At 61.8% G+C, this 25211-nt stretch carries 26 protein-coding genes, 1 tRNA gene and 1 pseudogene; 10 read left to right on the top strand and 18 right to left on the bottom strand.

Annotated elements, in window-relative coordinates:
* Positions 1 to 266 precede the first annotated feature (266 nt).
* The 3 genes from CDI09_RS13570 to CDI09_RS13560 all read left to right on the top strand — a co-directional run bounded on the left by CDI09_RS13570 (position 267) and on the right by CDI09_RS13560 (position 4656).
* Positions 267 to 2780 carry an HWE histidine kinase domain-containing protein gene (locus CDI09_RS13570; protein WP_078523703.1) on the top strand — a complete coding sequence of 838 codons (2514 nt, stop codon included), beginning with the start codon at positions 267 to 269 and terminating at the stop codon, positions 2778 to 2780.
* A gap of 93 nt (positions 2781 to 2873) precedes the next feature.
* The gene (locus CDI09_RS13565) at positions 2874 to 3962 is read left to right on the top strand and encodes a PQQ-dependent sugar dehydrogenase (RefSeq protein WP_236944553.1); all 1089 of its coding nucleotides are present in this window, start codon (positions 2874 to 2876) and stop codon (positions 3960 to 3962) included.
* A 121-nt stretch (positions 3963 to 4083) separates the two neighbouring features.
* Entirely contained in the window at positions 4084 to 4656 is a 573-nt protein-coding gene (locus tag CDI09_RS13560; protein ID WP_078523701.1) for a cupin domain-containing protein, read from the top strand.
* 201 nt (positions 4657 to 4857) lie between these two features.
* On the opposite strand, the gene CDI09_RS13555 is transcribed toward CDI09_RS13560, so the two are convergent.
* On the bottom strand, positions 4858 to 6207 hold the full coding sequence (locus CDI09_RS13555) for an amidohydrolase family protein (protein ID WP_110571357.1): 1350 nt from the start codon (positions 6205 to 6207) through the stop codon (positions 4858 to 4860).
* Positions 6208 to 7110: 903 nt separating this feature from the next.
* On the opposite strand from CDI09_RS13555, the gene CDI09_RS13550 reads away from it, so the two are divergent.
* From CDI09_RS13550 to CDI09_RS13530, 5 genes are all read left to right on the top strand, one after another.
* On the top strand, positions 7111 to 7803 hold the full coding sequence (locus tag CDI09_RS13550; RefSeq protein ID WP_078523699.1) for a YoaK family protein: 693 nt from the start codon (positions 7111 to 7113) through the stop codon (positions 7801 to 7803).
* Positions 7804 to 7911: 108 nt separating this feature from the next.
* The gene (locus CDI09_RS13545; protein ID WP_078523698.1) at positions 7912 to 8409 is read left to right on the top strand and encodes a YbaK/EbsC family protein; all 498 of its coding nucleotides are present in this window, start codon (positions 7912 to 7914) and stop codon (positions 8407 to 8409) included.
* 65 nt (positions 8410 to 8474) lie between these two features.
* Positions 8475 to 9377: a DMT family transporter gene (locus tag CDI09_RS13540; protein ID WP_110571356.1), complete on the top strand. Its 903-nt coding sequence runs from the start codon at positions 8475 to 8477 to the stop codon at positions 9375 to 9377.
* A 102-nt stretch (positions 9378 to 9479) separates the two neighbouring features.
* The gene (locus tag CDI09_RS13535; protein ID WP_078523697.1) at positions 9480 to 12434 is read left to right on the top strand and encodes a glycosyltransferase; all 2955 of its coding nucleotides are present in this window, start codon (positions 9480 to 9482) and stop codon (positions 12432 to 12434) included.
* Between the two features lie 148 nt (positions 12435 to 12582).
* Complete coding sequence (locus CDI09_RS13530) at positions 12583 to 13119, top strand: methylated-DNA--[protein]-cysteine S-methyltransferase (RefSeq protein ID WP_078523696.1); 537 nt, start codon at positions 12583 to 12585, stop codon at positions 13117 to 13119.
* A 167-nt stretch (positions 13120 to 13286) separates the two neighbouring features.
* On the opposite strand, the pseudogene CDI09_RS13525 reads toward CDI09_RS13530, so the two are convergent.
* From CDI09_RS13525 to CDI09_RS13510, 4 genes and pseudogenes are all read right to left on the bottom strand, one after another.
* A pseudogene (locus CDI09_RS13525) lies at positions 13287 to 13742 on the bottom strand (IS1595 family transposase); the annotation flags it as partial.
* 189 nt (positions 13743 to 13931) lie between these two features.
* Positions 13932 to 14309: a PRC-barrel domain-containing protein gene (locus CDI09_RS13520; protein ID WP_078523694.1), complete on the bottom strand. Its 378-nt coding sequence runs from the start codon at positions 14307 to 14309 to the stop codon at positions 13932 to 13934.
* Between the two features lie 149 nt (positions 14310 to 14458).
* Complete coding sequence (locus CDI09_RS13515; protein ID WP_078527538.1) at positions 14459 to 14818, bottom strand: con-10 family general stress protein; 360 nt, start codon at positions 14816 to 14818, stop codon at positions 14459 to 14461.
* Between the two features lie 491 nt (positions 14819 to 15309).
* A complete protein-coding gene (locus CDI09_RS13510) occupies positions 15310 to 16170 on the bottom strand; it encodes an N-formylglutamate amidohydrolase (RefSeq protein ID WP_078523693.1) in 861 nt (286 codons plus the stop codon).
* 177 nt (positions 16171 to 16347) lie between these two features.
* Here CDI09_RS13510 and CDI09_RS13505 point away from each other — a divergent pair.
* Positions 16348 to 16422, top strand: a tRNA-Val gene (locus tag CDI09_RS13505).
* A 615-nt stretch (positions 16423 to 17037) separates the two neighbouring features.
* Here CDI09_RS13505 and CDI09_RS13500 read toward each other — a convergent pair.
* From CDI09_RS13500 to CDI09_RS17785, 3 genes are all read right to left on the bottom strand, one after another.
* Positions 17038 to 17646: a hypothetical protein gene (locus CDI09_RS13500; RefSeq protein ID WP_078523692.1), complete on the bottom strand. Its 609-nt coding sequence runs from the start codon at positions 17644 to 17646 to the stop codon at positions 17038 to 17040.
* Positions 17643 to 18446, bottom strand: coding sequence for a hypothetical protein (locus CDI09_RS13495; RefSeq protein WP_078523691.1), 804 nt, complete (start codon positions 18444 to 18446; stop codon positions 17643 to 17645). The genes CDI09_RS13500 and CDI09_RS13495 overlap by 4 nt, the downstream gene beginning before the upstream one ends.
* A 254-nt stretch (positions 18447 to 18700) precedes the next feature.
* On the bottom strand, positions 18701 to 19489 hold the full coding sequence (locus CDI09_RS17785; protein WP_078523690.1) for a phage antirepressor KilAC domain-containing protein: 789 nt from the start codon (positions 19487 to 19489) through the stop codon (positions 18701 to 18703).
* 89 nt (positions 19490 to 19578) lie between these two features.
* On the opposite strand from CDI09_RS17785, the gene CDI09_RS13480 reads away from it, so the two are divergent.
* Complete coding sequence (locus CDI09_RS13480) at positions 19579 to 19764, top strand: ribbon-helix-helix protein, CopG family (protein ID WP_078523689.1); 186 nt, start codon at positions 19579 to 19581, stop codon at positions 19762 to 19764.
* On the opposite strand, the gene CDI09_RS13475 is transcribed toward CDI09_RS13480, so the two are convergent.
* From CDI09_RS13475 to CDI09_RS18470, 10 genes are all read right to left on the bottom strand, one after another.
* Positions 19761 to 20483 (bottom strand): DNA methyltransferase, encoded by a 723-nt coding sequence (locus CDI09_RS13475; RefSeq protein WP_078523688.1) that lies wholly within the window; start codon positions 20481 to 20483, stop codon positions 19761 to 19763. The genes CDI09_RS13480 and CDI09_RS13475 overlap by 4 nt on opposite strands.
* A gap of 6 nt (positions 20484 to 20489) precedes the next feature.
* The gene (locus CDI09_RS18255; RefSeq protein WP_167370146.1) at positions 20490 to 20654 is read right to left on the bottom strand and encodes a hypothetical protein; all 165 of its coding nucleotides are present in this window, start codon (positions 20652 to 20654) and stop codon (positions 20490 to 20492) included.
* Complete coding sequence (locus CDI09_RS13470; protein WP_078523687.1) at positions 20651 to 21229, bottom strand: hypothetical protein; 579 nt, start codon at positions 21227 to 21229, stop codon at positions 20651 to 20653. Before CDI09_RS13470 ends, CDI09_RS18255 begins: the two co-directional genes overlap by 4 nt.
* 20 nt (positions 21230 to 21249) lie before the next feature.
* Positions 21250 to 21531 (bottom strand): hypothetical protein, encoded by a 282-nt coding sequence (locus tag CDI09_RS13465; RefSeq protein WP_236944552.1) that lies wholly within the window; start codon positions 21529 to 21531, stop codon positions 21250 to 21252.
* A gap of 75 nt (positions 21532 to 21606) precedes the next feature.
* Positions 21607 to 21945, bottom strand: coding sequence for a hypothetical protein (locus CDI09_RS13460; protein ID WP_078523685.1), 339 nt, complete (start codon positions 21943 to 21945; stop codon positions 21607 to 21609).
* 1 nt (position 21946) lies between these two features.
* On the bottom strand, positions 21947 to 22447 hold the full coding sequence (locus CDI09_RS13455) for a hypothetical protein (RefSeq protein ID WP_110571355.1): 501 nt from the start codon (positions 22445 to 22447) through the stop codon (positions 21947 to 21949).
* The gene (locus CDI09_RS13450) at positions 22444 to 22881 is read right to left on the bottom strand and encodes a hypothetical protein (RefSeq protein WP_078523683.1); all 438 of its coding nucleotides are present in this window, start codon (positions 22879 to 22881) and stop codon (positions 22444 to 22446) included. The genes CDI09_RS13455 and CDI09_RS13450 overlap by 4 nt, the downstream gene beginning before the upstream one ends.
* Before the next feature lie 20 nt (positions 22882 to 22901).
* Positions 22902 to 24008, bottom strand: a complete 1107-nt coding sequence (locus CDI09_RS13445; RefSeq protein ID WP_146220883.1) for a hypothetical protein — start codon at positions 24006 to 24008, stop codon at positions 22902 to 22904.
* Positions 24009 to 24070: 62 nt separating this feature from the next.
* On the bottom strand, positions 24071 to 24484 hold the full coding sequence (locus CDI09_RS18475) for a hypothetical protein (protein ID WP_205836645.1): 414 nt from the start codon (positions 24482 to 24484) through the stop codon (positions 24071 to 24073).
* Positions 24484 to 25211 (bottom strand): glycine-rich domain-containing protein (locus CDI09_RS18470; RefSeq protein ID WP_456306007.1); only part of this gene is annotated, 728 nt, incomplete at its 5' end. The genes CDI09_RS18470 and CDI09_RS18475, both read right to left, overlap by 1 nt.

The following is a 25211-nucleotide window of genomic DNA, read 5'->3' as shown; positions in this document are numbered from 1 at the left end:
CGCCCCCTGCGGCGGATGACGGGTCGGGCTCCGCGCCTGATGGGGCGCCCTGCGTTCCGCGCTTTTTTTCGCTGCGCTGTCACTTAATGGTGGGGTCGCGTGCATCGCTGGAAAAACCGCTGCCGCAGGTATAGCATTATACTCCGCGTCGCATGCAGGAGCCTGTATGGCACAATCAAGGTCCCGTTACCCCTCCGGCCAGACGAGCCTGTCCGGTCTTTCCCGCCTCCGATCGAACCGCCGGGGTAAAAGGGAAATGACACAGCATGACTGAACAGCTATCCCATCAGGCAGGAGATCCAGGCATCCAGCCCCATGGCTGGCTGCTGGCGTGTGATGCGCGGCTGGGGCACATCGTACGCTGGTCGGCCAATGCCCCGGCGCATCTGGGGCGTGACGGGCTGGAGGTGGGTCTGCCGCTGCGCGACGTGATCGGCCGCGATGCCACGCATAACATCCGCAACGCGCTGGCCATGCATGGCGAGGCCCATCGCCGCCCGGCGCTGGTGTTCGGGCAGGCGCTGCCCGCCGGCGGGCGGTATGACGTGGCCATCCATACCGCAGGCCCCGACATCATGCTGGAATGGGAGCCCGCCCTGGGCGAACGCGACGGGGCGCACCTGTCGCTGCTGCGCACCATGATCGACCGTATCCGCGAGATTACCGATTTCGAGCGGCTGTTCCGCACGGTCGTGCGCCTGCTCTCGGGCGTGCTGCGCTATGACCGCGTCATGCTCTACCGCTTCGCCGAGGACGGGTCAGGCAAGGTCGAGGCCGAGCATCACGGCCCCAATCTTGAAAGCTTCCTGGGCCAGCACTTCCCTGCCTCCGACATGCCCGCCCCCTCGCGCAGGCTGTACAGCACCAACCTCATCCGCGTGATCGGCGATGTGGCGGCCGTGCCCGTGCCCGTGCTCTCGCCAGGCCACCCCCTGCCGCCAGACCTGTCACACACCCATCTGCGCGCGGGCACGCCAAACCATTACAGCTACATGCGCGGCATGGGCGTTGCGGCCTGTGCATCGGTCTCGCTGATGGTGGATGGCCGCCTGTGGGGCATGATCGTGTGCCATCACTACAGCGCCCATGTGCTCAACATGAACGAGCGCATCGTGGCGCGCATGTTTGGCGAGTTCGTCTCGCTCCAGATCACCAACCTGCTGCGCACCAAGCGGCTGGACATGACACGCCAGACCCATGGGCTGATCGAGACCTTCCTCAAGGGTGCAGCTCCCGTGGCGGACATGCCCGCCTACCTCATGGCGCACCTGACCGAAATGCTCACTTTCGTGCAGTGCGATGGCGCGGCATTATGGGTGGGCGGCCAGTGGACCTATACCGGCCAGCACCCGCCACCCGCGGCCATGCCAGCCGTGCTGGAACTTGCCCGCACCCGCGCAGGCAGCCAGATCTGGCATACAAGCAGCCTGGCCGCCTATATCCCCGATGCCGAAGAATACGTGCGCGAGGCGGCGGGGGTGATGGTCGTGCCGATTTCGTCGCAGCCGGGCGATTACCTGCTGGTGTTCCGTGGCGAGGAAATACGCAGCATGAAATGGGCCGCCGACCCCGCCGCCCCGCCCCGGAGCGAAGATGAAGATGGCTATTTCGGCCCGCGCAGCAGTTTTGCGGTCTGGACCCAGCAGGTTACCGGCACCTGCCTGCCGTGGTCAGGAGATGACATGGAGGCGGCAACGCTGGTCCGCTCCGCGTTGATCGAGGTCATGGGCGCCTACCACCAGTTACAACTGCGTGAACGCGCCACAGCCGACCTGCGCCAGCGCATGCTCAACGAGGAACTGAACCACCGGGTCAAGAACATTCTGGCCGTGGTGCAGTCGCTGGTCAGCCAGCCGATGGAACCCGACATGACCCCCGCCCGGCATGTGGAGCGCCTGCGCGGGCGCATCCGCGCGCTGGGGCTGGCGCATGACCAGGCCGTGCGCAGCGATGGCGGCGGCCTGCTGCGTGCCCTGCTTGATGCGGAACTCGCACCCTACCGCGAGCGTTGCTTCATCACCTGCTCCGGTCCACGCATCTGGCTGACAGGCCAGGCACTGTCGGTTCTGGCGCTGGTGGTGCATGAACTGGCCACCAACGCCGTCAAATACGGGGCGCTGGGCCAGGCGCGCGGGCGGCTTGATGTGGCGTGGTCACATGATGTGGCACATGATGAATGGCGCATCACATGGCGCGAGAGCGGCGGCCCGACCATTACCCGGCCCCAGCGCCGGGGTTTTGGCTCGGTGCTGATGGAGCGCGGCTTTCCGCATGAACTCGGCGGGGCCACGCATGCGCACTTTCACCCTGACGGGCTGGAGGTAATCATGCACCTGCCCTGCCGCCATGTCAGGCCCGCTCCGGATATGGAAACCCCGGACACCACCCCTGCCTCGTTACACGCTGTGGCCCCAAAGGAGAATCCCGTGCTCGATGCTGACATCCTTCTGGTGGAAGACCAGTTCCTCATCGCCATGGAAGCCGAAAGCGCGATTGAAGAAATCAATATCGGGCAGGTCCGCACCGTCGCCTCCGTCTATGAAGCATTAAATGCGATCAGCGCGCGCGTGCCTGATGTGGCGATACTCGATGTGAACCTTGGCGGTGAAAACTCGCTTGAGGTTGCGCGCACCCTCCAGGCGCGGGGCGTGCCCTTCATTTTCGCTACCGGCTATGCCGACCGCACCATGATCCCGCCCGAACTGCGCGACGTGCCGGTTGAGCGCAAGCCCTATTCAGCGCGCGCGCTAGCGGAAAAAATACGCCAGATCGTATCCTGACCCGGCCTTGCCCGCCCTTCGCCCCAAGGAGATTTTCCATTTATGAAACGCCTTCCCGGTCTCTTTCGTGCTTCTTTCTCCGGTATGGCCTGTATGACGGCCCTCAGCCTGTGCACCCCCGCCGTGGCTACCCCCCAAACTGATGCGCTGCAGGTGCCATCGGGGTTTCATGTCAGCATGGTATCAGATCACGTGCCGGGCGCGCGTGAACTCGCCCGTGGTGCGCGGGGCACCATCTTCGCGGGCAGCAGGGGGCCGGGCCGGGTCTATGCCATTACGGGCGTGGACGGGGGCGGCCCGGTAGTGGTGCGCACCATTGCCCGGGGGCTGACCCTGCCGGTGGGCGTGGCCTATCATGATGGGGACCTGTATGTGTCCGACACGCAGCGCATTGTCGTGCTGCGTGATATCGAAAATCACCTCGACAAGCCGCCAAAACCCGAAACCGTGGCCGATAACCTGCCCTACCGCATGGGCGACCATTCATGGAAATTCATTGCCTTCGGGCCGGATAACCGGCTTTACGTGCCCATCGGCGCGCCGTGCAACATCTGCGACGTGGGGCACGATTTTGGCCGGATCATCAGCATGGCGCCTGATGGCACCGACCGGCGCGATGTGGCGTTTGGCATTCGCAACACGGTCGGGTTCACATGGCAGCCCGGCAGCGGCACCATGTGGTTTACCGATAACGGGCGCGACAATATGGGCGATGACGTGCCATCGGATGAACTCAACCGGCTCGACACGCCCGGCCAGTCCTTTGGTTACCCGTACTGCCACCAGGGCAACGTGCCGGACCCGGAATTCGGCAGGCAGCATGCCTGCTCGGAATTCACGCCGCCCGCCCTGCTGCTCGGCGCACATGTGGCGGCACTTGGCCTGCGGTTTTACGAAGGCACCGAGTTTCCCGCCGCCTATCACGGCAACCTGATTATTGCCGAGCACGGATCATGGAACCGCAGCCAGCTTGCGGGGTATCAGGTCGTGAACGTGGCGTTTGGCGCGGATGGCAAGCCAAAGGCGCCGCAGGTGCTCGTGGGCGGGTTCCGGCAGGGACAGCATGCGTGGGGACGGCCTGCGGATGTGCTGCCCCTGCCCGATGGCAGCGTGCTGATCAGCGACGACCTGTCCGGCGCGCTCTATCGCCTGAGCTATGGCGGAACCTCACCCACGCCGTAAGCGGTGCAGCCAGCCTGCCCCTGTCCTTTCCTGCGCCAGACCAGCCCCGCGGCCGCCATGCGGAACCGTGCGGCCGGGCGGAGGGGGCGCAGGCCATCCCTTCCAGCCAAGGAGGCATGTCATGTCCATTCGCAAAACGCTCATGCTCGCCGCCCTGTTCGCCCTGCCCGGCCTGGCCGCGCAGGCTACCGTGCCACCGGCAACATCTGGCCCCGCCGTGCTGCCCGATACCACGCAGCCCGCCCCGCCACAGCGGCTGTACCGACATTTATGGGCCGATGACAAAGGCGTCAGCCACATCACCACCTGCCCGGTGCATGATTTTTTTCTTAAAAGCATGTCGCCCCCTGCCGGACCACAATGGCAGGACCCCATGGCCCCGCAGATGGCCACCATCATGATGACGGTCCAGCCCGCGCACTGGAATGGCACCTGGCATCCCGACCCCAGGCCGCAGTGGATCATTCCGCTCCAGGGGCGGTGGTATGTGCGGGCAATGGATGGCACGCGGGTGGAAATGGGCCCCGGTGACATCCTGTTTGGCGAGGATCAGGCCGTGCGCCCCATGGCCAATGGCCCTTTTCGCGGCAAAAAAGGCCATGATGCAGGCAATATAGGCGATGGCCCGGTCACGCTTATGGTGATCCAGTCCGATGCTGCACCGGTTACGAACAGGCCCTGCCGCTATAATTAAAGAGACCTGGCCTTATCCACAGATTCCGGGGATAGTCAGAAAGATAACCCTGTGGAAAAAACATGAATATTTTCATTCATGCTGTAAAATAAACAATCTTTCAGAAGGTCGTATGGTTTCGTGGCCCACCCCGGGCAGGCGCGCCCGGCCATGGAGGCCCGCATGGAGGGATGCCCGCAGCCTCTACGCGGGGCCATGCCCTCAGTCGAGTTGCTGGATGCGGCGCGCCTGCCGGGCATGATCGCGCAGGATATCTGCCAGTCCCGGCAGGCAGGGCTCGCAGTTCTCCACCAGCACCCGGCCATTGACGATCGTGGTGCCCGCCATGGCGGGGCCACAGCGCAGCCAGGCCTCGACCGGATCGGTCAGGGCGCCCGCCAGCGCCACATCGGACATATGCCAGATAACAAGATCCGCGCAGGCGCCGGGGCGCAGATGGCCGATCTCGTCCTCCCACCCCAGGCAGGCGGCCCCGCCCCGCGTGGCCATGTCCAGCGCCTCACGCGCACCCATGGATTCCGGCCCGCCCCGCATGCGGCCAAGCAGCATGGCGTTGCGGGTTTCCATCCACATCGAGGCATGGTCGGTCGTGGCCGAGCCGTTGCAGCCCAGCCCCACGCGCATGCCACGCTCCTGCAGGTTCTGCACGTCAGCGCTGCCGCCGCCAATCATCATGTTCGAGCCGGGGCACTGCACCACACTCACCCCGGCCTGCGCCAGGCGATCGATCTCGGACGAGGAAGGATAGATGCAATGGGCTACCCATGAGCGCGGCCCAGCCCAGCCCATATGCTCGAAATGCTCGGTTGGCGTGCAGCCATAAACGCTGAGGCTGTAATCATCTTCTTCCATGTCCTCGGCCAGATGGGTGTGCAGGCGCAGGTCATGGCGCTCGGCCAGTGTCACGGACTCCCGCATGATCCGCTCGGAGGCCGAGAACAGCGACGCCGGGCCAAGGGCAACCCGCCCCATGGCACCGGGCGAGCGGTCGTGGAAAAGGCCGACCAGCCGCTCGCAGTCGGCCATGATGGTCTCTTCATCCTGCACGAGGGCGGCGGGGGGCAGGCCGCCATCTTCCACGGAGCGGGTCATGCTGCCGCGCGTCGCATAAAAACGGAAGCCGATGTCACGCGCGGCGCGGAACTGCGCATCGATCAGGCGGGGACGGGGATGAACGTACATATGGTCCATCGAGGTGGTACACCCACCCATGAGCAGTTCTGCCATGGCCACGTAGGTGGCGAGGTAGGTCGCCTCCTCATCAAGTGCGGTCCACAGGGGGTATAGTCCCTGCAGCCACATGAAGAGCTTGCTGCGCGTGAGCGGTGCGTACGAGCGCGTCAGGTTCTGGATCATGTGGTGATGGGCATTGACCAGGCCGGGCGTGACCAGCCGCCCGCGCGCGCTTATGACGCGACGGGCCTCGGGGCGGGGCTGGCCTGCGGTACCAACAGCGTGGATGCGGTTTTCCCTGATCGCAATCCAGCCATCAGGAATTTCCCATTCACGGTCAATGTAGAGGTGGGCATCACAAATCAGGATATCAATCATTACTTACCCATACTGCCCCAGGACCGGCATGGGCAGGCTCAGGACAGGCCTGCTGCATCCCGATTTGCTGGAGACGTAAACGCTTTATCATCACTTAAAGAAATTCATTAGGTATTTTTTTGGAACATGCCATTATCGTGCGCGCCTGTCTATATGTATAGATCGGAATATTGAGGTGGCAAAACGAGAATAACAACCCGAGATTGCAAAAAACAGACCTAAAAGACCGGTCCATTACCCTTTTCGGTTGTAGGGAGGGGATAGAATTAATGTTCAAATCGGGTTTTCTTGCAAGAATTTGGAAAAAAATATTAAGTTAATATATATTAATCTTATGGTTTATGATTTTATTTACATAAGTCTATAAAAAAATCACTTGGTGGAAGCCTGCTCGCTTCAAAAATATAGAGTTTCTGACTGAAATAAGGATTTAGGTATATTTTCCTATAATCTCGATTTTTCTGGTATATCCGCAGGTCATGTTTCGGAATGGCAGCATTATAATCTTGAAAATGCGCCATATTATTAATATATATTCATATATATGCTCTCAGTATTTATGAAAGCGTCAGCTGTCTGGCTTACCATATTCATATAATGAAACGGTTAGGTTAAAAACGACTTTACGAATATGGCAAAAATCAGGCAGGCAGATCCTGCGGCAGGCCCGGGCGGCTGAATGGACGCGGTGCCTCAATAAGAAATACCTCGATAAGAAATATTCATGAGTCCATTAAAAAAATACCACCTGAGGTTGCATGCTCCCCTTTTAAACCTCGCGCTGATGTGATTCCGCCCGGCCATGTGGGAATCTGCGGCGGTATTGCAGGTTGCATTTACCTTATCCCCTAGCCGATACCACCGTTATGGCGCGGACTGTCCTGCGTCACACGGAAGACGGATATGCTGGTTCACGAAGGCCCATCGCGCAGTATCGGTAGCGACCTCAGGCTGGGCTGCACGCTCGCTGCGGTGGCAGGCGGCATGAATGTGACCGGTTTCCTGGCCATCGGCTCCTATGCCGCGAACATGACAGGCAACCTTTCGGCCATGGCGACAGGGCTGGTGCAGGGTGGACGCATGGCCGTGCTGTGCGGTCTGGGTCTGGTCGTGGCCTTCGTGGCCGGGGCCGTGCTGGCGACGCTGCGCCTCAGGGCCGGATGCAGGCGGGGCGTGGCCTGCATGCATGCCCGCATCATCGTGCTGGAGGGCACGGCGCTCGTGGCGCTGGGCATGGTGGCGGCCTGCCTGCCCACGGGGGCGTGCGCGGGGGTACTGGGTTATGGGCTGGGTTTTCTCATGGGGATGCAGAACGCCACGGTCACCCATATTTCAGGTGCGCGGGTGCGCACCACGCACATGACCGGCATGCTGACCGACCTCGGGCTGGAACTGGCCCAATGGATGGAAAACCGGGCCACCCCCTCGCCTGACGTGACAGCCCGGCTGCGCCTGCATGGCGCAATCATCACCTCCTTCGTGCTGGGAGGCAGCGCGGGCGCGCTGGGCTACGGGTTGTGGGGCGCGCGGTCGCTCATGGGGCTGGGAGCGGCGCTGATCCTGCTCGCGCTGCCTGCCGTGCTGCGGGGCCGGTAGCGGTCAAGCAGCGCAGGGCGCCACGGTTGCATGCCACCGGGTGCCATTTTATCCTTGCATTGCAACCGGCGGCTACGGGCCGCACCAAAGGGGTGAAACACAGACAGCATGACCCAACAGACAAAGGCTACCGAATTTCTTGCCGCCAGTGGCGTGCCCTTTTCGGTGCATGATTATGAATACGCGCCCGGTGGCGGGCTGATCGGCATGCAGGCGGCCTCCTCCATCGGGGCGGACCCTGCCTGTGTGCTCAAGACGCTGGTGGTGGAAGTGGACCGCACAACACCCGTCTGCCTTGTGGTGCCAGCCAACCACCGGGTCAACTTCAAGGCGGTGGCGGCCCTGTTCGGGGGGCGCAATGCCCGCATGATGTCACCCGAGAAATCCGCAGCACTGACCGGGTTCCGCTCCGGTGGCACCAGCCCGTTCGGTCAGGCCAACCCCATGCCTGTCGTGCTGTCGGCTGCGGCCATGGCGCAGCCCACGGTCTATATCAATGCTGGCGATCAGGGGCTTGTCGTCTCCCTTGCCCCGGCCGATGCCCAGAAAGCCGTCGCCGCCCGGGTGGCCGATATTTCGACCCCTCCCCCCGCCAGCAAGGACTGACCGCCCCACCACCGCAGGGCGTAAATCCATTCCCCCTGCGTTTAAAACCCTGCTATGCGAAAGATATGAACAACAAGACCCTGACAGCCCGCATGCTGCCATTCGCCGTGGCAGTGGCCATCCTGTCATGGGCCAGCGCTTATCCGGTGGTGCGCATTGCGCTGCGCGACATGCCGCCGGTGCCGCTGGCCGCCATCCGTTACGCGGTGGCGGCGGTCCTCGCGGCCCTGTGGCTGGCCTGCGGGCGCGTGCCGCCGCCGGCATGGCGCGACGTGCCACGCGTACTGGCCTGCGCGGGCATTGGCATTTCACTTTATAATGTACTCTTCAACATCGGCGAGGTCACGGTCTCGGCCGGGGCGGCGAGCCTGCTCATCGGCTCCTCACCGCTGCTGACCGCGCTGCTGGCCATGCCCCTCCTGGGCGAGCGGCTGACCCGGTGGGGCTGGGCAGGCTCCGTGCTCAGTTTCTCGGGCGTGATCCTGATCGCGGGAGGGCAGGCAGGCGGCATCGCCTTCGGCTCGGGGGCGACAATGCTGCTGGCCGCCGCCCTGTGCACCGCAATCTATACCATCATGCTGCGCCAGCTCATGCCGCGCTACGGGGCCCTGCCCACCATCGCCTACATCCTCATCGCGGGGGCGCTGCTGCTTGTGCCGTGGCTGCCCCGCGCCTGCGTGGTTGTTGCCCACGCGCCATGGTCGTGCACGGCGGCCGTGGTTGAGCTGGGCATCTTTCCCGCAGCGCTGGGCTACGGCGCATGGACCTTCGTCATCAGCCACATGGGCGCGGCACGAGGCTCAGCGCTGCTCTATGCCCTGCCCCCCGCCACCATACTGCTGGCCTTTGCCCTGACGGGAGAAGTGCCAACAGGCCGCACGCTGCTTGGCGGTGGGGTGGTCATGCTGGGGGTCGTGGTCATGAACACATGGGGCCACCCGGCATGGCGGCCGCCAGCACGCGGCTGAAACGGCATGATCCGCAGGCTTTCTTAAAAACGGGCGCTTCATACCGTCTCTTAACCTTTTGCGGGCATAACGCCGTGAATAGGAACGAGACAGGGATTGACGATGGCTGTTTCCCCCGATCATGCGGAAATGGCTGCCCGCTGGGCCACCTTTGATACCGCATGGTACCATGGCCGCCATGCGGCGGTGCTGGAGCTTATGGACATCACCCCCGCGCAGGCGTGTGATTTCTACCACGAGCATGGCGTGGCACTGTGCCACTCCCCCAATCCGTTTTTTGATGAGGAATGGTACCGCGCCACCTATCCTGACGTCGCCGCCCTTGTGGCGCAGGGCGTATGGCGCAGCGGGTTTGACCATTACTTGAACGCGGGCCTGCAGGACCACAACCCCCACTGGCTGTTTGACGAGCAGGCCTACCGCGCCGCCTACCCCGACATGACGCAGGCCAGCCTCGAGCAGGCGGGCTACCGCAATGGCTACGACCATTACCTGCGCACGGGCGATGCGGAAATGCGCACCGGGTCATGCTTTTTCGACCCGGCGACCTATCTGACCCTCGCCCCCGAGGGAGAAGGCAGCGCCCTCGCCCACCCTTTTGCCGATTACCTGCTGCGCGGAGCAGCGTTCCTGCCATGGCGCAATCTCTCGCCCTATTTCGATGCCGAATGGTACGCGCGCACCTATCCCGATGTGCAGGCGCAAATTACGCAGGGGCTGTGGCAGTCTGCCCTGCACCATTATCTGTGCAATGACACGCCGCTGGCCTTTGACCCCGGCCCCCTGTTTTCCGAATCCTTCTACTGCGCAGTGAACCCCGATGTGCTCGAGGCGGTGGAACGGGGCGAACTGCGCAACGGCTATGCGCACTTCCTGCGCCACGGCGTGCATGAACTGCGCAAGCCGTGCTCGATGCTGGATCTTGCGCAATACATGCGCGACCCCGCCGTTCAGGCCGATGTGAGCGCAGGCCGCGTGCGGGATGGTTTTGGCCACTATCTCATCGCCCGCCCCGATCTGCGCCCTGCTGCCCCGCCCGCCGTAACCGAGGCGCAGGCCCGCGCCCTGTTCCGCCACATGTGCGCCGTGCGCCTGCCGCTGCTGCTGGCGGCGGGTATCGATTTCAGCACCGATGAACCGCCTGCGCTGAGTGTCATCATCATCGCGCATGACCAGTTTGAAATGACCATGTCCACCCTCGCCTCGCTACGGGCCAATTACGCGGGCGCGCTGCAGGTGATCGTGGTGGATTCCGGCTCGCGTGATGGCGTGGCCCATATCGAGCAGCATGTAACAGGCATCGAGGTGCTGCACTTTGCGGGCAATATCGGCTTCGTGCGCGGGTGCAATGCCGGGCTTGCCAGGGTGGCGGCCCCTGCGGTGCTGTTCCTCAACAATGATGTGGACCTGCAATACGGTGCAATTGCCAACGCGCTGGCCCGCCTCATGGCCGATGCGGCGACAGGGGCCGTGGGCGGCCGCATCATCCGCACCCATGGCGTGTTGCAGGAGGCTGGCAGCATCGTGTGGCGCGACGGGTCGGTGCAGGGCTACATGCGCGATGCCCACCCCGCCGTGCCCGAAGCCGGATTCGTGCGCGCGGTTGATTTCTGCTCGGGCGTGTTCCTCATGGTCCGCACCGATGTGGCGCAGGCCCTTGGCGGATTTGATGAAGCCTATGCCCCCGCCTATTTCGAGGAGACGGATCTGTGCCTGCGTATCCGCGCGCAGGGCTACCGCATTCTGTACGATCCCACCGTGTGCCTGGTGCATTATGAATGTGGCACATCAGACGCCACCAGCGCCTCGCGCCTGATCGCGCGCAACAGCGCCCTGTTCACGCGCCGCCATGGCCCGGAACTGCGGCGCAGGCCCCTGCGGCACGACCCGCTGCAGGCCCGCGCCCGTCATGCCGATGCCGGGCGCGGACATGTGCTGTTCATCGAGGACAGGCTGCCGCTCCGTTACCTGGGCTCGGGCTTCACGCGCTCGAACGACATCATCACGGCGCTGGCAGCCCTGGGCTACCGCGTTACGGTTTACCCCATCTTTCGCCCGATTGAGGATCTGGCCACGATCCGGGCGGCCTTCCCCGATCATGTCGAGGTCATTCATGATCGCGAACTGCCCGACCTGAGTGCTTTTTTGCAGGAGCGCCGCAGCTGCTTCGATGCAATCTGGATCGCCCGCACCCAAAACGCGGGCCGCCTCGCCCCCATTTTCAACGAGGCCGCCTCCAGCATCCCCACCGATCGCATCGTGGTGGACACCGAGGCCCTGGCAACATGCCGCGACGTGGCCTATGAGCGCCTGCACGGCATTGCCAGTCCCCAGCCCTTTGCCGCGCGGCTGGCGGCAGAACTGGCTCCGCTGTTCATTGCCCGCCAGGTCGTGGCGGTAAACGGGGCCGAGGCGGACCTGCTGCGTGAGGCAGGCTTTGATAATGTTTCCATTCTGGGCCATGCGCAGGTGCCGCGCGCCACGGGGCCGGGCTGGGATGCGCGGCGGGACATCCTGTTCCTTGGCGCGGTGCATGACCAGCAGGCCCCCAATCTTGACTCCCTTGCCTGGTTCAGCGCCGAAGTGCTGCCCCTGCTCGTGGCCGAACTCGGGCCGGACATCCGCTTTGGCGTGTGTGGCCATGTCAATCCGCGCGTTGATCTCGGCCCGCTCCGCCAGCACCCCAATGTGTGCATGCTGGGCCAGGTGGTCGATACAGCCCCCATCTATGACCGGTATCGCGTCTTTGTCGCCCCCACCCGTTTTGCCGCGGGCATTGCCTATAAACTGCACGAGGCGGCAGCCAATGGCCTGCCCGTGGTGGGTTCGCCGCTTCTGTGCCAGCAGGCGGGCTGGCAGGAGGGGCACGACATGCTCTGCGCCGATATAACCGACCCTGCCGCCTTTGCCCGTCAGATCATCCGGCTGTATCATGACCAGATGCTATGGGACACGGTGCGCGCCAATGCGCTGCGCCGTATTGCTACCGAACAGACCCCCGAAGCCTATCAGGAACGGATCGGTGAAATCATGCACGGCCTGTTCGTGCCAGACTGAAAGCGTTTTTAAAAAAAACTTTGGGGCCGCCTTTTTTCAAACAGGCGACCTCTTTTTTTGAGCTTGCAATAAGCTGCGTTAAAAACTTTTGCATGATGGCCCCGCTATCTGCTGCAATAGCCGCCGCACATAATGGGGCTGTCTGGTCATGACACCATTAAAACAGAATACTGACATCCGTTTCATCACCGGGGCTTCAAGTCTTGGCATGGTCCTGGTGGCACTTGGCCCGGAGGGGGTGGCGGCCATCATGCTTGATGCAGATGAGCGCGCGGTGCAACAGGCCGTGCAGGCGTGTTTTCCCACCGCGCGGGCGGGAGGGGCTGATGATGCCGCGCTGGCCCACTGGCTGGCGGTGGTGACCACCTGCGTCGAGACCCCGTGGGCCATGCCCGATTTGCCGCTTGAGGTGCGGGGCACGCCCTTTCAGCAGCAGGTCTGGCAGGCCCTGCGTGGCATACCCTGCGGGCAGACCGTGACCTATGGCGAGCTTGCGGCCCGCATTGGCCGACCGGGCGCGGTGCGGGCGGTGGCCGGGGCCTGTGCCGCCAACCGGCTGGCCGTGGTGGTGCCCTGCCATCGCGTAATCCGCCATGATGGCAGCCTGTCGGGCTATCGCTGGGGCGTGGAGCGCAAGCAGGCGCTTCTGGCGCGTGAACGGGTCTGGCGTGCCGGGGGAAAATGATAAAGGTTTCTGGAATGCTGTCTTTTTTCAGGAAGGCGGTATTTTCTGAAGCTTGCTGAAAAAAGCCTCACCAAAAAAAATTTTGGGGCTGGCATAGGTTAAGCATTATTTGCGACGGTTCACGCGGGCAGGAAGAGGTGGAAGTCCTTGCGTGGTATTCCATTGTATCACCGCACATGCCGCTTCGCCTGGCTCCAGCAATTCTCGATGTCGTTGATATGGTTTCTGCCCAGGGCAAGATGCCTGCTCTGGTCAATACGTTTATGATGAAATTCCGGGACATCCAGCTTGTCGTAAGCGTGCCAGGAATCGCTGTAAACGATTGAATCCGTCTGCACTTTCTTTTGAATGATCGACATCAGCGTCTGATGTCCGGCATTAGGAATCATGACGGCATGGACACGGCCATGCCGTTTCAGCAGGTCGAAGATGGCCACTTTTCCGGCAGCGCCCCGGCCCCGTTTTCCTTTGCGATGCCTACCGAAATAGCTCTCATCGACTTCGATTTCACCCGAGACCGGCGCCTCATGAGCAATCTGTTCTGCGATGATCTGTCGCAATTTCCGATAATACAGGGTCGCTGTATTACAATTGACGCCTACAGGCTCGGCGGCGCTGCGGGCGGGCATGCCCGCAACAAAATGCTCCAGAAGGCGTTTTTGGGTGCTGACAGGCAGCAGGCTTCGACGGCGTGCTTTCATGCGACATATCAAGCTTTTATTGGCTTACCTATGCCAGCCCCATATAAAAAAACCGCAGGTTGCAGTCCGGGACTGTCACCTGCGGTTCAGGTTTATGGCTGGCGGCCCGGTTTATACGTGGGGCAATCCGCCATAATAGGTATCGACCTGCTGGCCATAGGTGTCGTTGCTCCAGTCAGGCGACATATCCTGCGCATAGGCCGGTGCGCCTTCAAGCTGCTCGCGCGTGAGGGCCACGATGTAGCCGCCACGGTTGGGGTCATAGTGAAGGGCCTTCCACGGCAGGGGGTGGTAGCTGTTCCCCATGCCCATGAAGCCGCCAAAGCTCATGACAACATAGGCGACATCGCCTGAAATCTTGTCGACCATGAAATACTTGACCGTGCCCAGTTTTTCGCCCGCCGGTGAATACACGGCCGTGCCTTCAACCTGATCGGAGGAAATGAGGTCATGCTTGTTGGTCATCGTGCTGGTTGCCGTAGCAGACATGAAACTTCTCCTTGCGGATTCTCTCTTCAGGCTGCGCCGTGCGCCTCTGTGGGGGCATTGTGGCGCGGGTCCTGTCAATGCAGCCCGTGGCAAAAGGAGGAGGGAGCCACGGCATGGCCGTAGCCCCCTTGCGCCCTGAGCCGGTGCGTTCAGGTTTTGGTGTGGCTGTGCTGGCCGCCCTTGCGCCCGGCCTGTGCCGCCCGCTCGGGGTCATCGGCAAAATTGCCGGAATGGTGGGCTGTGCCCTTATGGCTGGCCTGCGTGGTTTTTTCCGCTTCATGGCCCGTGCCGCCGTGGCTGTGCTGGCCACCCTTGCGGCCCGCCTCGGCGGCGCGTTCGGGGTCACGGGCAAAGTTGCCAGAACTGTTCTGACCCCCCTTGTGCCCAGCCTCGGCCGCCTTGGCGCGGTCATTGGCGAAATTACCGGGATTGTGTGCGGCACCGCCACCCCCGCGACTATCGGCAGGGGCCAGGGTGATACGGTTATGCAGGGAGATATGAGAATTCATGATCTTCACCTTTCGCTGGCAGCGGCTACAGGGGATCCTTGTTTTTCCTCGTTCCATCATGGGGGTTTACTGAGGAAGCGATCCCGGGAACGCCCGCTGTGAGGAGATCAACGACGCATCCCCTGCCCGGTTGCGGCCGGGGTGCATAAAATAAAACAGCAGCCGTTACAATAAGCGGGCAGGCCGGAATGAATCCGTCCATAATAAAATTAAGACCAGATACCTTATAATTCACGCCAGCCACAGGTGGGGAGAGAGTAAGGGGAGAAAAGATATTACGAAAGGAGAAGGTTCAGGGTGTCAATACACCCGGGCATCCTGTGTTGTCGCGGCACAGCGGCCCGTGCCCGGTCTTGTCGCGGTCCGGTTCATGCGGGTTGGAAATGAAGCAGGGATAAAAAATAACGCCAAGGCTCTGCCCCGGATTGCGGCAATGAACCGGAAGACAGGCAGCGAAAGCGGATTCAGCCGCGCTTTTGCGGCCTAATGGCCTATTCGGCCGCCATCTGCGCCAGCATGTCGCCATATTGCGCCAGCACGGCCACCACCTCCATCAGCACGGATTGCAGGCGCGCGAAGCCTTCATGGGGTTGCAGGCTGTCCTGATCCATATACAGCGCCCGGCTCATTTCCAGTTGCAGGGCCTGCACCCCGCGCCGTGGCCGCCCGTAATGCCGGGTTACGTACCCGCCAGCAAAAGGCACGTTGCGCGCGACGCTGTAGCCGTGGGCCGTCAGCACATGTTCCACCAGCGCTGTCATCTGCTGGGTGCAGGACGTGCCCCAGGCGTTGCCCAGAACAAAATCCGGCTGCTCTCCGCGCCCCTGCACCACAGGCATGGAATGTGCATCAAGCAAAAGGCAGAAGCCATGCCGCGCCACGCTGTCATGCACCAGATGGGCCAGGGCATCATGATAGGGCTGCCAGCAGGTGCTTATCCGCTTTTCCGCTTCATCGAAGGGGAGCGGGCGCGCATAGATCGGCCCATCACGCGAGACAATGCGGGCAATGGTGCCAAACCCGGCCTTGACCTTGCGGCTGGTGGTATTGCACCACGCGGGCAGGGGTTCGCGGAACATGGTGGGGTCGAGTTCCCATGCCTCACGGTTCACATCGCAATAGGCGCGTGGAAAGGTGGCGTGCAGCAGAGTGGCGCCCTGCCCTGGTGCTGCTTCAAAAAGCTGCTCTACGTAACAGTCCTCGCTGCGCCGCAGCGCAAGGGCGCCCAGCCGGGACAGACGCAGGAATTCGGGCATGTAGTTGCGCCCCGAATGAGGGGACGCCACGATAACCGGCCGATGGGTGCCCTGTGGCTCAATGATGTGAAATGGTGGCACGGCGCGTTCCGTCATGCGGTTTTTCCCGTAGGGAACAGCCACATGCGAACAGGGAGCGCGAATGGAAAGGCCGGGCGGTGCATGGCCGCCATAGGGGCAGCAGGCAGCCTGGGGGTCAATGCGTTTTTTTTTGAAAAGGGGGGTTGCATCCGCCTGAAATGGCCAGTAAAAGCCACTTCATCGGATGACGATGGGCGCATAGCTCAGCGGTAGAGCACTATCTTGACATGGTAGGGGTCACAGGTTCAATCCCTGTTGCGCCCACCATCGTCTCCGGGTATTCCGCCAAAAACCAGCGTTGTGTGTGATAATTCCCGAAACGGAAAAGTCTACCAGCGTCTATATTTGTCTACGGTGATCTACCTCGATCTGTGGAAAATCCGTGGAGTGTTTTTGGCTTGTACCCACGCCCCATTCCCCCTATAATCCACACGCTGCGGCACCCATCCGGTTGGTGCTGGTCACGATGCCGCAGCGCTCGACGGCAGGGAGAGACCGCCGCCCCGGCGCCAACCAACGGGGCAACAGAACGGCAGGGCCTTAACGGGTTCCTGCCGTTTTGGTTTGCTTCACTACTCACAAGGGACCAAAGAAATAATCTGCTGTATCGCTGAACGCGGTATGTGCATAACCCCATTGGCTTGGGGACGTTCACTTGTGACGTCCCCAATGCTGAGGGCGACTACAATACCCGTTGATGTATCATGGATCAGATGCCCTACCGTCTGACAGACAATCGGATTAGGTTCCGGTATTTCATCTGTCCATTGCCACGCTGGCTCCGGCTGCCCGCTGTCAAGCCATTTCACAACGACAATTGGATAGTCACTCATTTCTGGCACCCTTTCCGCAAACAGAACAGCCGGTGAATCCAACGCCAGATCATCGTCGGCCACCGACAAATGGCGTAACCGACTCATGATCAACGCATTTGCTCGCGGACCAGGTATCAATCATCGCCTGCACCCTGCCCCGCAGCTCCTCGCGATCAGCAATCAGCCGAGAAGCCTCGGCATGCCGGGCATCGTCATTCTGCGCAAAGACTGCTGCCTCGTAGCCAAGCTGCCGCCCCATCTCCACGTCAGGCATGGACGACAACGGCGCATAGGCCACCGACAGGCTGACCGTCTGCCCGCGCGTTCGGGTGGCATCGCCCTGCACGCCGAATGTGGGCGCTGTCGTGATCGCTCCCACGCTGAACTGCCCGCCCTGAGTGAACTGCCCGGATAGCTGCAAGGTCACATCGCCCGCAATCGTGCCTACCACCGGGTCGGCTCGGTCCTGACTGCACTGCGCCGCCCGGACGGCGCGGACGAATAGCGCGTCCTGATCCGGGGTCCAGTCGCCCGCGTGAGATACCGATACCACCCCGGCCTGCGCGAGGCTGGACTGGATGGATGCCATGGCCGCCGGAATCGTGGTCTGCACGGGCACCTGATGGGTGCAGGCAGACAGGCCAAGAGCGCAGGACAGCCCTATAACTGCCCTCACGCCACACCCCGCAGATACGCCGCGTTAGCCTCGACCAGCGCCGTCCAGTCATCACCAGCCGGATACAGGCCGCCGGGCGCGTGCAACTGTCCCCACGCCAGCCCGTGCGCCTCCATGATGCGGGACCGGACCCATCGCCATGTGGCTTTCTGCTTGCTACCCCATGTCAGGAGTGTGACCAGATCGGTGTCAGCCGTGCCCGCGTAATCCCACAGCAGCAGGCAATGGCCTCCCGCGCTGCCCGGTGTCGGGTCACCATGCCCTGCCGGACTGTCCGTGTCCCACACGGGCGGCAGGTTGCCCTGTTCATCCTCCCACATATCCGCCGTGGCAAGCTGCACACCCAGATACGCGGCGGACAGGCCCGCAGCGATGTTGCGGACCCCGTTCAGGTCGCCCGGATCGGCGCTACCCCAGCACGGATACAAGGTCTGATCGGTCAGCGCGCATCCGTCGCGAGAAGCTGATGTCAGCACATCGACTTCAACCCCACCGTTGTCCGTGTTCGGGTTGCCTGGCACGTAGCCGGTGGACTGACTGTAGAACCGGATTGCCGCGTCTGTGGTGATGCCTGCCACGTCAAATCCGGCCAGCGCAGCCGTGGCGTGCATGTGGTTAAAGATGCCCGCCGCCGTGCAGTCCCCCAGCGCGTCATTGCCCAACATGCCGGGGTGCGGGTCGATATGGTCGCGGATCAGCCGCACCGGGGCCTGCCGGGAGCAGAAGCCGCGCATGACGGACAGATGCGGCTGGCCCGGTCGGTGTTCAGCCGGGCGGCAGCCAAGTTTACGATTGATCATGGCTGGATGTTCTCAAACACAGTTACAAAAATGCACTGCCCCTTGGGGATATTTTCGGAACGGCAATCTCTGTAGGTCGAGCAGCCCGAAAGGCAGATGGCTGTCATAATCAGGCAGCCGAGGAAGAGTTTTGTCATGGTGTATCCCAATAAAAAAGGCGGCTCCGAAGAACCGCCTTGTGATTAAGCAATCTGTTTTTGTCGTTCCGGGTAGAGTGTCACCACACGCTGCCTTTGCAACCAGTCCTGTCAGCCCTACACTTGGGCTGGCTCCTTGGCCTTGGCGAAAAAAGGGACGCAACCGGCCTTCATCACTCCAAATATTTCCGCCAGACGGGCAATGCCCTTCCGCGTGATGCGGAAATCATCGGAAATCTTTTCTTGACCGGTCTGCTTGTCCTCATACAGGCGCGGGACAAGGCGCACATACCCGTGTTCAAGCCCGTATGATGCCGGACGGATATCACGCCCCTGACGGCACGCCCACTTGCGCTCAAACAGCATATCGCGCACCCGGTTCTGTCCGACCTTCAGTTCGCGCCCCACATCGCGGATGCCAAGCTCTCCGTCCTTCTCGGCAAGGATTTCCAGACCGGCGGCCTTCGGGGCCAGTTCCGCGATTTCCTGATCCTTTGCCTCAAGCGTCTTCTGCTGCTCAAGCGCCAGTGTCAGGGCCTCGACCATGTTGGCCGGGGCTTTGATGGCTGGGGCCGCGTCGCGTTCGTAGGCATCAAACCGCTCGACGATTTCAATTGTGATATCGGTGGCAATCGCCGTTTCCGACTTGGCCGTGATGAAGATGGCCTGCTTTCGGTTGAGGTAATATGCCTCTGTAGGCCGCCCTCCCTTGCTACCCGAGGTTTGCGACGCGGTGGCGCAAACCCCCATGCGCTCCAATTCCGGCAGATAACGCACGATGATCTTGCGAATATCGCGCGGACGATTGAACCCGAGACGCACTCCGAGGTCTTCATCCTTGATGCGCAGTTCGCCATCCATGGGCTGCGGGTTAATCGCAATTGTGCTATTGGCATTATCAGCCATGTCCGAAGCTCCGTTTCGGTGTGGTTAGGGCGGTTTCGGAAGGTGAGATTTCCGTTGCCGCCCGAATTATATGCGCGTATAAAGTGGATATGTCAACACTTAATGCGCGCAAAAAGATGGGGCGGCCACGCGTGGACAGCGAAGAAGTGCGCTCGCGCATTCAACGCCCTCTATTGGACCACCTTGATGCATGGGCCGAAGCCAACGGCGTTACTCGCGCCGAAGCCATCCGGCGCCTGATCGCGAGGGGGCTGGAGGTGGAGAGCGCGGGTTAAGCCGCGCGCGAAACGGGAGGCATCCCTTGCGCATGCCGGATCCGTCGGCACGCCGCCTCAAAATACTGCGGCTCGCACTCAATTCCGATAAACGGATGCCCGGCCCGCACAGCAGCAATTCCTGTTGATCCTCCACCCATATACGGGTCTAGGATCAGGCCACCCTCTGGCACGCGGGCCTGCTGGATGCACCATGTCATGAGGTCTACGGGTTTTTGGGTGGGGTGGATGCGACGTTGAGCACTTGAATTGTGGGATATTTCCTGCTGTGTCTCATAGCCTGAAGCCATGCAAATCCCACTCCAAAGGTAACGAAAAATCCTCATGGGTTTTCCGGGAGCATTGATCCAGGCTGCCTCTCCATCGCCTTGATCCCGGCGGGTTCCTGTTGGGCTCTTGTCCCAACACAGAAATTGTCCGGGCGGAAGTCTGTCTGAAAACTTATGAGCGCCCCAAAAAAGGGTGATATCTGCCATATGAAGAAATGGGGTGGGGTCAAAAGGACCATCGTCTCCAATGATCTTTGTCGGATAAAAATTTGTTTTCGGCTGGATAAATCCGCTTCTTCCCGGCCTCTTCCTTGCCTTGGTCACGATATTTGTTTTCAGCTTTTGCCCATATGGCGGATCAGAAATAATCGCAGCAGGGCGCGGAAGATCAGGCACATCCTGCCATTTGCCGAGATACAGGGTGGCAAGCCCTATGCGTTCAACGTGCATGCTATTTCATTCATTTAGATCAGATGGGTCAGGCGCAGGCGGCCCAAGCGTGTCGTCAATCTGCCGTTCACGCCGGGCCTCGCGCCACGCGGCGACGCCGAACGCCAGAACCTGCGAGAACGCCGCGCCGGTCAGGAACAGGCCCAGACCGGCGAGCGCGTGGGTGGTCATCCCTGCGAGGCCGAGAAAACGGCAATCTGCGCAACGGCCGCATCCCCGCTCAGGGGCGATACACCACGCAGGCGAGGACCGGTCATGTCGATCATGGCCTTGAGCAGCGAGATCAGCGTTTCAGCCGCACCGGCCGCTGTCTTGGCCTCAGATACCACACTGCTGGACAGGCTCGCTGCCGTGCCGGTGATTGTGGAAATGATGAGAGTGTCCACCTGCTCCACATCCGCAAGAATGCTGTCGAACGCGGTTTTCACGCTGGCGCTGTCATAGCTGACGGACGTGCTGGACCCGGCGGCAGTCGAGAACGCGGACAGAGCCGATTTCAGCGATGCAATCACCGTGTTGGCGAGTGCCAGGTTCGCGGTTCCCATCGCGCTCGCCACGAACGAGACGTTGATGGCCGTGTTGGCGAAGGACAGGATCGCGCTGCCGTAATCCACCACTTCGGCCACGTTAAGGGTCAGCGTGGTGGTCGTGCCGGATTTGGTGACCGTGCAGGCGCCCAGCAGACCAGCCGCCAGCGTTCCGGCCCCGGCACGCAGCAGGGATCGGCGAGAAATGCTCGTGTTCATGGGTTTTCCTTGTTGATCGGTCAGGAAACAGCGGCGGCGGTTGGGGTCGCAGTCGTCGCGGGCTTCGTCTCGATCTCCGTCTTGAGATCGGAAATGCCGGTGAGGATTTTGGTCAGGGCAGCGTCAATGCCGGAAAGATCAAGGTTCGGAGCGGCCTTCTCGACGATGATCGGCAGAAGCGTCTGCAACAGGTTCCCAGCCAGAGCGATATCGGCCTGCGTCGTGGCCGTGTCCTTCTTGCCCAGCGCGGTTTCAACGAGACCTTCAAGCGCTGGAATGGTGGTGATGTTCGTATCAGGCATGTCTGCCGTCTCCATATGAAAAAACCGCCTCAAAGGCGGTTGGGGAATCAGGATGATCGAGCCGGGCCCAGCCAGTCACGTAGGGGTTTCGGGCTTGCCCTTTTTGTTCAGGACCGGGATGCCGGACGAGGCTACGGCCTGCTTGGCGGCAGGTTTGTCAGCCAGCGGAACCCGAACGCCGGAAACGCTTGGCTTGGCGTGGTTCTCGGCCCATCCGATATTCAGGCCGATCATGGTGATGATCTGATACGCCACTACCCACCGGCTATGCGCGGCCGGGGGCGGAATGGCTGCCGAAACTGCGCTGCATGCAAAGATCAGCATGGCCACGTAGAAGGCGTATTGTTCAGGAACGAAAGCCAGAAGGCCGGTAAACACGGCTCCCAGCCCGGTCAGTCTTGCCGCGGTATTCATGTCATGCCTCAATGGCCTGCTCGAACAGGGCAACGTGCTGCGGATCAACGTCCCCCGCCCCGAGCGTGGTGTTGTAGTTGGTTTTCCAGAACCGGCATTGCCCGGCGGCATCATTGGCTGCGGGTATCGGCTCGGGCGCGCGGTAGCATTTCAGCCGCGCCATGGCGCAGGCATAGGGCAGGTTGCCGATCAGCTGAGTGGCGCGATCAGAACCCATGGGCCACGCGGCCTGCAGGGCAAACAGCCGGGCGCGGATGGCGGACAGGCGCTGCGCGGGCAGAAAGGTTGCCCAGATGTCGTCATGCGTGAACGGCTCCATCTGCCACAGGCCCAGGGCCGGACCGCCGCCGGACTGCACCAGTGCGCGGCAGCCCGTCTCGACCAGCGCAATGCCTGCGATCAGGTTGACCGCAGCAGACCCACCCAGACCAATGAAAGCAAGGGTTGGGGCAATGACGCGGGCCTTGAGGTCCGTCAGCGGAGCCGGGGGCAGTTCCATCATGGTCCGTACCCCAGCGCACGCTTGCAGAACGCGAAGACTGCATCACCAATCTGCCCCCAGCCCAGCAGGCCGGTGGCCAGCATGATGGAGGTCATGGTCACCCATGAGGTCAGTTTCAGACCACCTTCAATGCGCGCTAGCCTGCCCGAAATCTCGGAATTTCGTTCCGTGGCGGTATCGGTCATGTCGTCCACGCGCTGCATGATCTCGCTGCGGGTCTGGGCCGCCGTGTCAGTGACCGATCGCGTGAGATCGCGCCTGAGTTCCGAAAACTGGACTGACAGGGTGCTTAGCCCGTCGCGCAGGTTGTCGTGGCCACCTTCGACCTTCGCGAGCCGCTCGCGCACTCGGGCCAGATCCTCGACCGTGGCGCAGCGCACGGGAGCACCCTGCTGTGGCTGGGCCTCAGCAGGATAAATTGTGTTGGTAGGCATTGAATTATCCTGTGAGGGCGTCAAAGAACCTTGCGCCACGAAATGACGGTGCGCTTACCGGCCCCGGACCCGAAAATGTCCACGATGTAGAGATTCCCGCCAACGCCGATGTGGTATGTTCCCCAAGCGTTCGACGAGAGGTAGAATGTGCTGTCGATCACAGTCGGCTTTGTGGTGATGGTTCCGCTGTCGAGGGTATAGCCCTTGAACGAGGTCGCGCCCCATGCCGCCGTTTCGTAGATATCGACCGGCGTGATGCTGCCGGACGCGGAAACAATCGACAGTGATCCGGTGCCGCTGGCCGAATAGGCCATTGTGAGCTGGAGGCCGCTCGACCCCAACGTCAGGGACAGGCTACTGCCCGAGGCGGACAGGTCGCCCGTGACAGAGCCTTGGAGCGCGTCAACTGTGCTTTTTGCCAATGCCGCGGCGTTCGCGATTGTCTCATACGTCGCGGCGGCGTTGTTCACCTGCGTATTGAGCGCCGAGATCGTCGCGTAGGTCGAGGCCGCTGTTGTCTGACTCACGAACCGCGCCGCAGCGGATTCGGTGTTGAGGGCTGCGGTCGTGCCGTCTGTCGTCGTGGTATCGGGGACGTAGGCGGCTGTGGTAACGCTCAGGGTATCGGTTTTCGTTCCGCCAGATACCGCAATGCCCTTGTCCCCAAACTTAGCGTCCCGTGAGACGTTGTTGTCAGGATCGGCAAAATAGACGGATGCGAAACGCTGCTCCCCAAGGAAGCTGTTGCCGCCATTCAATTGCGAGTAAGTGGCCGCCGCAGCGGTGGCGGTCAGATACGACGACAGGTCAGGCGTGCTGGAGAAGTCGCATATCTGGGGCACGCCCGAACTGTCCACGGAACAGACGGGAACCGTGGGAATGACCGCCTGATACTGCCCGTTTGGCAGTTTATACGCCATCCGCGCATCTGCCGTGCCCGCTGCGCCGGTTGACGTGCAGACAAGTGGCGTGCCCGCGCTACTCACGCCGCAGGTAGGCGATACCGCCTCAACCGCCTTATACTGGCCGCCCACTGATTTATAGGCCATGCGCGCATCCGTAGCATGCGCTGTCAGGGAGGCGGACAGGATGCCGAGAATGGCAGCCAGAAATATGGATTTTCTCATGTTTTTCTCATAAAAAAACCGCCCCATCGGGCGGTCGGGTAGGCGCGGGTTGTGTGGCCGGGTCAGGTCGTGGTGGTCGCGCCACTCAGGTCCGCCGGGGCCGTGGGCAGCGCCGTACTGGTGGTGTCCGTGCCGTTGGCGATGGCCCGAAGGGCGGTGAGATAGGTCACGACATCCGCCGGTGTGGTCTGCCCATACATGCCATAGGCCTGCCATGTGGCAGATGCGGCGGCGGTCAGGGCGTTCTGCGCCTGCGTGGCGAGAGGGACCGTGGCGGCAGGATTGACCGGCACCGAACGCGCAGGCGTCACACCGTAGGTATCGCCGGGCTGGTAGATGCTGTCCGCGTCCTCAATCAACACGGTGCTGGCGGGTAGCGTGAAGGCTGCCTTACCGTCCCATTCTATCGTATTGACCACATAATTTGCCGGTTTGTCGCCCGATGCGGCGCTCAGGCAGATCAGATAGCGCGCCATTATGCGTATTCCTCAATAATCACCACGCCGGGCATTCCCTGTCCGCCCGCCTGTCCTACGGACTGATTGTATCCCACGCTTGCGCCGCTGCCCCCAGAACCGTAACCAGTGCCGTTGGCACCGGCGCCCGCCAAACCATTCCCGGGACCACCAGTTCCAAGAGGGGTATCTCCTCCATCTCCGGATTTTCCGTTAGATTTACTGAACGTAATCATTGGGGATCGTCCAGCCGTTGTCGGACGGGAAAAAACTACAATCCCCTCGGTCGAGGAAGGAGGAGTATCTGTCGATATTTGTGGGAGGATTTCCCCGATAGACCCCCATGAAGCGCCAAAACCGCCCCCACCGCCAAGTAGCGTAACCAGTGAGCCTATTGTGGTAGTCCCGCCGCTGCCCCCCGCTGCGCTCGAGGGGGCCGTACCACCCGCGCCGATTACGATGTCCACCGAAGCACCAAAGTCAGCGGCGGTGATCCAAAGCTCTATATACTGCCCAGAGAATCCGCCACCACCGGATGCCTGGTTATTGCCATCCGTATAAGGAGCACCCCCACCCCCGCCGCCACCGCCGCATGCGCGGATGTGCAGCCATTTTGTCGCGGCGTTCCGGGTGAATGTGAGGCTGGATATGATTGACGTAACGCCAATCAGTGCATTGGCAATGAAGCCCATTGCCTGCAACTGGCCCAGGGCCACAGGGTTCTGCGCCGCCGTGGCATTGAGCACGC

The sequence above is a fragment of the Komagataeibacter nataicola genome, assembly GCF_003207795.1.
GTDB classification, from domain to species: domain Bacteria; phylum Pseudomonadota; class Alphaproteobacteria; order Acetobacterales; family Acetobacteraceae; genus Komagataeibacter; species Komagataeibacter nataicola.
This window is presented reverse-complemented; position numbering and strand designations above follow the sequence as displayed.